Origin of the sequence: Pseudomonas sp. EA_65y_Pfl2_P74 (genome assembly GCF_963970575.1) — a bacterium.
GTDB classification, from domain to species: Bacteria; Pseudomonadota; Gammaproteobacteria; order Pseudomonadales; family Pseudomonadaceae; genus Aquipseudomonas; species Aquipseudomonas baetica_A.
Window position 1 is genome coordinate 199035 of sequence record NZ_CAXAOQ010000009.1, and the last position, 7597, is coordinate 206631.

10 protein-coding genes, 4 tRNA genes and 1 rRNA gene are annotated in these 7597 nt (G+C 52.7%); all 15 read right to left on the reverse strand.

Features of this window, described 5'->3' with window-relative positions; all coding sequences use genetic code 11:
• Positions 1–43 precede the first annotated feature (43 nt).
• On the reverse strand, positions 44–409 hold the full coding sequence (gene rplL, locus AACY18_RS09760) for a 50S ribosomal protein L7/L12 (RefSeq protein ID WP_003228750.1): 366 nt from the start codon (positions 407–409) through the stop codon (positions 44–46).
• 74 nt (positions 410–483) lie between these two features.
• Complete coding sequence (rplJ, locus tag AACY18_RS09765; RefSeq protein WP_008081912.1) at positions 484–984, reverse strand: 50S ribosomal protein L10; 501 nt, start codon at positions 982–984, stop codon at positions 484–486.
• 198 nt (positions 985–1182) lie between these two features.
• Complete coding sequence (gene rplA / locus AACY18_RS09770; protein WP_339434210.1) at positions 1183–1878, reverse strand: 50S ribosomal protein L1; 696 nt, start codon at positions 1876–1878, stop codon at positions 1183–1185.
• Positions 1878–2309, reverse strand: coding sequence for a 50S ribosomal protein L11 (rplK, locus tag AACY18_RS09775; protein ID WP_003228756.1), 432 nt, complete (start codon positions 2307–2309; stop codon positions 1878–1880). The genes rplA and rplK overlap by 1 nt, the downstream gene beginning before the upstream one ends.
• Positions 2310–2426: 117 nt before the next feature.
• Complete coding sequence (gene nusG / locus AACY18_RS09780; RefSeq protein ID WP_007916492.1) at positions 2427–2960, reverse strand: transcription termination/antitermination protein NusG; 534 nt, start codon at positions 2958–2960, stop codon at positions 2427–2429.
• Between the two features lie 9 nt (positions 2961–2969).
• The gene (gene secE / locus AACY18_RS09785; protein ID WP_339434209.1) at positions 2970–3338 is read right to left on the reverse strand and encodes a preprotein translocase subunit SecE; all 369 of its coding nucleotides are present in this window, start codon (positions 3336–3338) and stop codon (positions 2970–2972) included.
• A 45-nt stretch (positions 3339–3383) separates the two neighbouring features.
• Positions 3384–3459 (reverse strand) — tRNA-Trp (locus AACY18_RS09790).
• 53 nt (positions 3460–3512) lie between these two features.
• A complete protein-coding gene (tuf, locus tag AACY18_RS09795; protein ID WP_038362141.1) occupies positions 3513–4706 on the reverse strand; it encodes an elongation factor Tu in 1194 nt (397 codons plus the stop codon).
• Positions 4707–4791: 85 nt separating this feature from the next.
• Positions 4792–4867: transfer RNA gene (locus tag AACY18_RS09800), tRNA-Thr, on the reverse strand.
• Between the two features lie 26 nt (positions 4868–4893).
• Positions 4894–4967, reverse strand: a tRNA-Gly gene (locus AACY18_RS09805).
• A 25-nt stretch (positions 4968–4992) separates the two neighbouring features.
• Positions 4993–5077: transfer RNA gene (locus AACY18_RS09810), tRNA-Tyr, on the reverse strand.
• A gap of 143 nt (positions 5078–5220) precedes the next feature.
• Positions 5221–5655 carry a hypothetical protein gene (locus tag AACY18_RS09815; protein WP_339434341.1) on the reverse strand — a complete coding sequence of 145 codons (435 nt, stop codon included), beginning with the start codon at positions 5653–5655 and terminating at the stop codon, positions 5221–5223.
• A gap of 7 nt (positions 5656–5662) precedes the next feature.
• Positions 5663–6412 (reverse strand): pantothenate kinase, encoded by a 750-nt coding sequence (locus tag AACY18_RS09820; protein ID WP_339434340.1) that lies wholly within the window; start codon positions 6410–6412, stop codon positions 5663–5665.
• Complete coding sequence (gene birA, locus AACY18_RS09825) at positions 6402–7355, reverse strand: bifunctional biotin--[acetyl-CoA-carboxylase] ligase/biotin operon repressor BirA (protein ID WP_339434339.1); 954 nt, start codon at positions 7353–7355, stop codon at positions 6402–6404. The genes AACY18_RS09820 and birA overlap by 11 nt, the downstream gene beginning before the upstream one ends.
• A gap of 132 nt (positions 7356–7487) precedes the next feature.
• Positions 7488–7597 (reverse strand): 5S ribosomal RNA (rrf, locus tag AACY18_RS09830); the annotation flags it as partial.

Consider the following 7597-nt stretch of genomic DNA (forward strand, 5'->3'; position numbering starts at 1 on the left):
AGCCTGTCGCTTTACGCTCGGGCTGGAGGAGCAAAGTCGATACTTACTTCAGCTCGACTTTAGCGCCTGCTTCTTCCAGCTTCTTCTTGGCGTCTTCAGCAGCTTCTTTCGAAACGCCTTCAGCTACAACCTGAGGAGCGCCGTCTACTTTCTCTTTGGCTTCTTTCAGGCCCAGACCGGTCAGTTCACGAACTGCCTTGATCACGTTAACCTTCTTCTCGCCAGCTTCCAGCAGAACAACGTTGAACTCGGTTTGCTCTTCAACAACAGCGGCAGCAGCAGCTGGACCAGCCGAAGCAGCAGCAGCGGTAACACCGAAGGTTTCTTCCATCGCTTTGATCAGCTCAACGATTTCCACTACGGATTTCTGGCCGATTGCTTCGATGATTTGTTCGTTAGTCAGAGACATGACTCAATTCCTGAATTGGGGGACGGCCTACGCGACCATCGAAATAAACAAAAAACGCGAGAAGTTGACGAGCCTTAGGCTGCGGCAGCTTCTTTCTGGTCGCGAATTGCCGCCAGAGTACGAGCCAATTTGCTGGTAGCGCCTTGAATCACGCTCATCAGCTGAGAAATTGCTTCGTCACGGGTCGGCAGAGTTGCCAGTACGTCGATCTGATTAGCTGCGAGGAACTTGCCCTCGAACGCAGCTGCCTTGATCTCGAACTTGTCCTGACCCTTGGCAAACTCTTTGAAAATACGGGCAGCAGCGCCCGGATGTTCGTTCGAGAATGCAATCAGGGTCGGGCCGGTGAACACGTCGTTGAGGACACTGTATTGAGTGTCAGCAACAGCGCGCTTGAGCAAGGTGTTACGTACAACACGTACGTAAACGCCAGCTTCACGAGCCTCTTTACGGAGTCCGGTCATTGCGCCTACTGTTACGCCACGGGCATCAACCACGACAGCGGACAGAGCGACTTTGGCAGCCTCGTTGACTTCAGCGACGATGGCCTTCTTGTCTTCGAGATTAATTGCCACGGGTTTAACTCCTGCTTGTTACCGTTTCATTCGATCGAAACCGAATGTCGTTTTGGTGTCTGATTCGGTAAGGAACCGGGAGCACCATCTGCGTAGGCTTATGGTTTAAGACTTGCGTCGCCTACGGTCTTGGATAGCCCCCGCCAGGCAGGGACCCCAATCTTTCAATTGGCGCGATCAATCGCGCCAACCTTTGTCTTACGCGTCCAGCGAGCTCTGATCGATAACCAGACCTGGGCCCATAGTTGTGCTCAGGGTAACGCGCTTGACGTAAATACCTTTCGAGGAAGCTGGCTTGATACGCTTCAGATCAGCGATCAGAGCTTCAACGTTTTCCTTCAGCTTGACGGCTTCGAAGCCCATCTTGCCAACGGAAGTGTGGATGATGCCGTTTTTATCGGTGCGATAACGAACCTGACCAGCTTTAGCATTCTTAACCGCAGTAGCTACGTCTGGAGTCACGGTGCCGACCTTCGGGTTAGGCATCAGACCACGTGGACCGAGGATCTGGCCCAGTTGACCTACAACGCGCATGGCATCCGGGGATGCAATCACTACGTCATAGTTCAGGTCGCCACCTTTCATTTCGGCAGCCAGGTCGTCCATACCTACGCGGTCAGCGCCAGCAGCCAGAGCGGCTTCAGCAGCTGGACCCTGAGTGAACACAGCAACGCGAACGGTCTTGCCAGTGCCGTGTGGCAGCACAGTAGCGCTACGAACAACCTGGTCGGATTTACGCGGGTCTACACCCAGGTTTACAGCAACGTCAAACGACTCGCTGAACTTGACAGTCGACAGCTCAGCCAGCAGAGCAGCGGCGTCTACAATGTTGTAGGCCTTGCCTGCTTCGATTTTGCCGGCGATAGCCTTTTGACGCTTGGTCAGCTTAGCCATTACACACCCTCCACGTTAAGGCCCATGCTACGAGCAGAACCGGCGATAGTACGCACGGCTGCATCCATATCAGCTGCAGTCAGATCCGCGTTTTTGGTTTTCGCGATTTCTTCCAGCTGAGCACGGGTAACAGTGCCAACCTTAACGGTGTTCGGACGAGCGGAACCGCTGGTCAGACCGGCCGCCTTCTTCAGCAGAACCGAAGCAGGGGTGGATTTGGTTTCGAAAGTGAAGCTACGGTCGCTGTAGACAGTGATGATCACTGGAGTTGGCAGACCTGCTTCAAGACCCTGAGTACGGGCGTTGAAAGCCTTGCAGAACTCCATGATGTTCACGCCGTGCTGACCCAGAGCAGGACCAACAGGTGGACTTGGGTTAGCCTGAGCGGCCTTCACTTGTAGCTTGATGTAAGCGGTAATCTTCTTGGCCATGAGGCACTCCAATTACGGGTTCAAACGCCTCGAAAGGCTCCCCGGTTACTTGCGCGTTTATCCCAGTGACGACAAAACCCCACAGCCTAAGGCTGCGGGGTTGGGATGCTTGCTCAGCTAGACCTTTTCGACCTGACTGAACTCCAGCTCTACCGGAGTAGAGCGACCGAAAATGAGCACTGCCACTTGGATCCGGCTCTTTTCGTAGTTAACTTCTTCAACGACGCCATTGAAATCAGCAAATGGACCATCATTGACTCGCACCGTTTCACCAGGCTCAAAAAGAGTCTTAGGCTTAGGTTTGTCGCTACCATCAGCAACGCGACGCAGAATTGCTTCTGCCTCTTTATCAGTGATTGGCGCTGGCTTATCAGCAGTTCCGCCGATAAAGCCCATCACACGAGGTGTGTCCTTGACCAAGTGCCAAGTACCCTCATTCATATCCATCTGAACCAGCACATAACCTGGAAAGAACTTACGCTCGCTTTTGCGCTTCTGGCCATTACGCATTTCGACCACTTCTTCAGTGGGAACCAGAATTTCACCAAAGCCATCTTCCATGCCAGCCAGTTTCACTCGCTCAACAAGCGAGCGCATCACATGCTTCTCGTAACCCGAGTAAGCATGCACAACGTACCAACGCTTAGCCACGGGACACCCTTAGCCGACAATCAAGGAAACAAGCCAGCCGAGCAGGGAATCAAGCCCCCACAACAGCAACGCCATAACCAGAACAACAGCCACAACGATTAGCGTGGTCTGCGTGGTTTCTTGGCGAGTTGGCCAAACGACTTTACGAATCTCAGTGCGAGCTTCCTTAACCAGTACAAAGAAAGACTTGCCCTTCGCAGTTTGCAGACCTACAAAGGCAGCTGCAGCAGCAATCACAAGCAATGCGAGTACGCGGTACAGGATCGGCGAAGCTGAGTAATACTGATTACCAACAACGCCAACAACCACCAAAGCAACTACTACAAGCCACTTGAGCAAATCGAAGCGAGAGCCTTGAGTTTCAGCTTTAGGAGTCATCTATGAAGATCCTGTGAAAAGAAAGCCAGACACACCAAGTGAATCTGGCAGGTCAGGAGGGAATCGAACCCCCAACCTACGGTTTTGGAGACCGTCGCTCTGCCAATTGAGCTACTGACCTAAAACAAAATCAGGCCGACCATTATGCCGGCCTGAAAAATACATTACAACCGATTATTCGATGATCTTTGCTACGACGCCGGCGCCGACGGTACGACCGCCTTCACGGATAGCGAAACGCAGACCGTCTTCCATCGCGATGGTTTTGATCAGGGTAACAGTCATCTGAATGTTGTCACCTGGCATTACCATTTCAACGCCTTCTGGCAGCTCGCAGTTACCAGTCACGTCAGTAGTACGGAAGTAGAACTGTGGACGGTAGCCCTTGAAGAACGGAGTATGACGACCGCCTTCTTCCTTGCTCAGAACGTAAACTTCTGCAGTGAACTTGGTGTGCGGCTTAACCGAACCCGGCTTAACCAGAACCTGACCACGCTCAACGTCGTCACGCTTGGTGCCACGCAGCAGAACGCCGCAGTTCTCGCCAGCACGACCTTCGTCGAGCAGCTTGCGGAACATTTCAACACCGGTGCAGGTGGAAACAGTAGTGTCACGCAGACCAACGATTTCCAGCGGATCCTGAACGCGAACGATACCGCGCTCGATACGACCGGTCACAACAGTACCGCGACCCGAGATCGAGAATACGTCTTCGATTGGCATCAGGAACGGCTTGTCGATCATACGAACTGGTTCTGGGATGTAGCTGTCCAGAGTCTCAACCAGTTTCTTGACGGCAGTGGTGCCCATCTCGTTGTCGTCTTTGCCTTCCAGCGCCATACGAGCCGAACCGATGATGATTGGAGTGTCATCGCCCGGGAAGTCGTAGGTGGACAGCAGGTCGCGAACTTCCATCTCAACCAGTTCCAGCAGCTCTGCGTCGTCTACCAGGTCAGCCTTGTTCAGGAAAACCACGATGTACGGAACGCCTACCTGACGGGACAGCAGGATGTGCTCACGGGTTTGTGGCATCGGACCATCGGCGGCCGAGCAAACCAGGATAGCGCCGTCCATTTGAGCAGCACCGGTGATCATGTTCTTCACATAGTCAGCGTGACCTGGGCAGTCAACGTGAGCGTAGTGACGGATCAGCGAGTTGTACTCAACGTGCGCGGTGTTGATGGTGATACCGCGAGCTTTTTCTTCTGGAGCGCTGTCGATCTTGTCGAATTCAACTACGGCTGAACCGAAAACCTCGGAGCAGACACGAGTCAGAGCAGCGGTCAGAGTGGTTTTACCGTGGTCAACGTGACCGATGGTCCCTACGTTAACATGGGGCAGGGAACGATCAAATTTTTCCTTAGCCATCGATATCACCCTCAAACAGAAGAATTAGACAAACAACATCAACCATTAAAACAAAGGCAGATATTTTCATATCTGCCTTGTTATATGGAGCTCTTGAGCGGATTTGAACCGCTGACCTCACCCTTACCAAGGGTGTGCTCTACCAACTGAGCTACAAGAGCGAAACACTTTGCACAACCTGCAAGCTTGGAGCGGGTAGCGGGAATCGAACCCGCATCATCAGCTTGGAAGGCTGAGGTTCTACCACTAAACTATACCCGCAGAGCCTGCAGCTCACGCTTAAATCTGGTGGAGGGAGAAGGATTCGAACCTTCGAAGTCGTAGACGTCAGATTTACAGTCTGATCCCTTTGGCCGCTCGGGAACCCCTCCTAATCAGGCCGGCATTTTATACTATGCCAAACCCCTGTCAAGCATTTTCTCATTTAAAAACTTGAGGTTAGCTGCATTGACACCACTCCTTCATGACCACCTCTTCAGGTCTTCACTGTGGAGCGGGCGCCATTCTATGCAAACTATTCAGCAGGCGCAACCCCTTCGCACAGCATTATTTTATGTTTTAACTCATTGAATTCCTTGGAAAGGTTTTGCAACTGATCAGCACCCAACAATCGCTGACCTTCAGGTGAGATACGCAGCCAGTATCCTGTTGCCGGACGCTCGTCAGGCAACGGCGAAGCCTTGATATCCATCTCCGCCAAACGGCGCCCCAACGCTTCAACCAAATCCTGACGAGCAAATCCCCCCAAATAAAGACAGCGCTCCTCAAAGCGCACACCAGCATTCTCTCGAGAAGCATCCAGACTCTCGCTGAGCAAACGAATGTCATGCTGGGGGCCTTTATACAAACTCAGAGGGGTGACATCTTTTGCACGCAAAGGTGCTTCCTGCTGATGCCAGACGTAATAGAAAACATTGAGAACAAGGAACAGCAGGAACAACCAACGCATACAGACCTCAGGACAAAGGACACGCCATAGCCAAGCCCACGAACACCAGGTCAGGAACAACCCTGGCCTCTGGGACAACATCTGCTATTAATACGGCATCCCCCCCTGTAAGAAATACAGTGAAACTCTCCCCCCAATAGGCTCGTGCCATTTCCATCTGAGTGAGCACGAACCCTTTGAGCATTAGAGAGCAACCGCGCTCCACCGCCTCAACAGTGCTCCGACCGGGAGCCTGGCTTGTCAATGCACGCTCAGCCGCGAGATCACCGTATCGTATCTTTCGTGTATGGGTGCGCAACTGGTTACGCATCAACGGCATGCCAGGACAAATAAAGCCCCCGAGATGCTCTCCATCTTCCGCGATGAAGTCCGCCGTTACCGCCGTGCCAAAATCCAGCACCAGACATGCACCTTCAGCTAAGTGGAATCCGCCGAGCATCGCTAACCAACGATCAAGCCCCAAGCGCTCGTAGTCCTCATAACCGTTTCTAACACCAGACATTTCACGAGCTGGCTCTGCACATACAACTGTCAGATCGAAATCCCGCCGAAGCATTTCGATTAACGCTCCCGTCTCCTCGAGAGTACGAACACTAACAAGACGGCATTTGCTTAGCGACAATCCAGCTAGAGCAAATAGACCATCACGCAGAGCCTGATCCGAGTCAACCACCCCCTCTGCGATCAAAACAGCAGCCTCGGCACTCAGCACGCGCCACTTTATGAAGCTGTTGCCACAATCAAGCTCAAGAATCATCACGCAACCTCAGGCTGAGCTCGCCACCGCTAAAGACCTTTTCCACACCACTCACCTGCAAACGCAGCGCGCCTTGGCTATCAATCCCCAGCACAACACCATCAACCTGGCTGACACCAGCAATCAACGACACTGATCGCTCCTGCCACAAATGGTTTTCCTCCCATTCTGCCTGGAGAACTGAAAAACCACCGACCTGCTGACGCTGTATATATGACTGCAACTGTTCGCTTAACTCGAAAACCAGAACGTTACGATCGCAAGTTGTACCAGATTCAAGTCGCATGGAAGTCCATTGCTGATCAACCTCCTCTGCAACCTGCATATTTACGTTAATACCTATACCTAGTACCACGTGACACACATCAGCCGGATCCCCAACCAACTCCAGCAAAATACCGGCAATTTTCTTATTGCCGACGAGAACATCGTTAGGCCACTTCAAACCTGCGCCAGTGACGCCGAGCTTTTGCAGGGTTCGCATGACTGCCAACCCAACAACAAGACTCAAGCCCTCAAGCTGGCGCATCCCACCATCAATTCGCAGAACGAGACTGTAATAAAGGTTTTCGGCAAACGGGCTAACCCACTTGCGCCCTCTACGCCCACGTCCAGATATCTGTCGCTCGGCAAGCACTAAAAATGGCGCTGCCTGCCCCCGGCCAATGGCGCGCAAAGCCTCAGCATTAGTCGAGTCGATAGAATCAAAAACCGCAATTGGCCAACTCTCTTTCATCCGCGCCACTTTAAGAGGATCGATCAACACAAGCGGCGCAGCCAACTGATAACCTCGGCCCCGAACCTTGTGAATGGACAGCCCAAGCTCAGCCTCCAAGTGCTGAAGCTGCTTCCATACCGCACTTCGACTAATTCCTAAGGCGGCGCCTAGGTCCTGACCAGAATGGAATCGCCCATCCTTCAGAAGATTCAACAACGTCAGCATGTAGGTCTCGCCTCACAGTGAGGCCCGAATAATAGCCATGCGCCGGGCCGTTGCATAGAAAACAAGCAGACACATTTCCTGCGGGCAAAACAAAACCCCAACTGCTTTCGCAATTGGGGTTTCGGAATTTAATCTTGACGATGACCTACTCTCACATGGGGAAACCCCACACTACCATCGGCGATGCATCGTTTCACTGCTGAGTTCGGGATGGGATCAGGTGGTTCCAACGCTCTATGGTC

What these genes read in the sequence shown, in the direction of transcription:
- AACY18_RS09820 (WP_339434340.1), bottom strand. Translation starts at nt 6,412, where the DNA reads ATGATTCTTGAGCTTGATTGTGGCAACAGCTTCATAAAGTGGCGCGTG.
- rplK (WP_003228756.1), bottom strand. Translation starts at nt 2,309, where the DNA reads ATGGCCAAGAAGATTACCGCTTACATCAAGCTACAAGTGAAGGCCGCT.
- rplA (WP_339434210.1), bottom strand. Translation starts at nt 1,878, where the DNA reads ATGGCTAAGCTGACCAAGCGTCAAAAGGCTATCGCCGGCAAAATCGAA.
- secE (WP_339434209.1), bottom strand. Translation starts at nt 3,338, where the DNA reads ATGACTCCTAAAGCTGAAACTCAAGGCTCTCGCTTCGATTTGCTCAAG.
- rplL (WP_003228750.1), bottom strand. Translation starts at nt 409, where the DNA reads ATGTCTCTGACTAACGAACAAATCATCGAAGCAATCGGCCAGAAATCC.
- AACY18_RS09815 (WP_339434341.1), bottom strand. Translation starts at nt 5,655, where the DNA reads ATGCGTTGGTTGTTCCTGCTGTTCCTTGTTCTCAATGTTTTCTATTAC.
- tuf (WP_038362141.1), bottom strand. Translation starts at nt 4,706, where the DNA reads ATGGCTAAGGAAAAATTTGATCGTTCCCTGCCCCATGTTAACGTAGGG.
- birA (WP_339434339.1), bottom strand. Translation starts at nt 7,355, where the DNA reads ATGCTGACGTTGTTGAATCTTCTGAAGGATGGGCGATTCCATTCTGGT.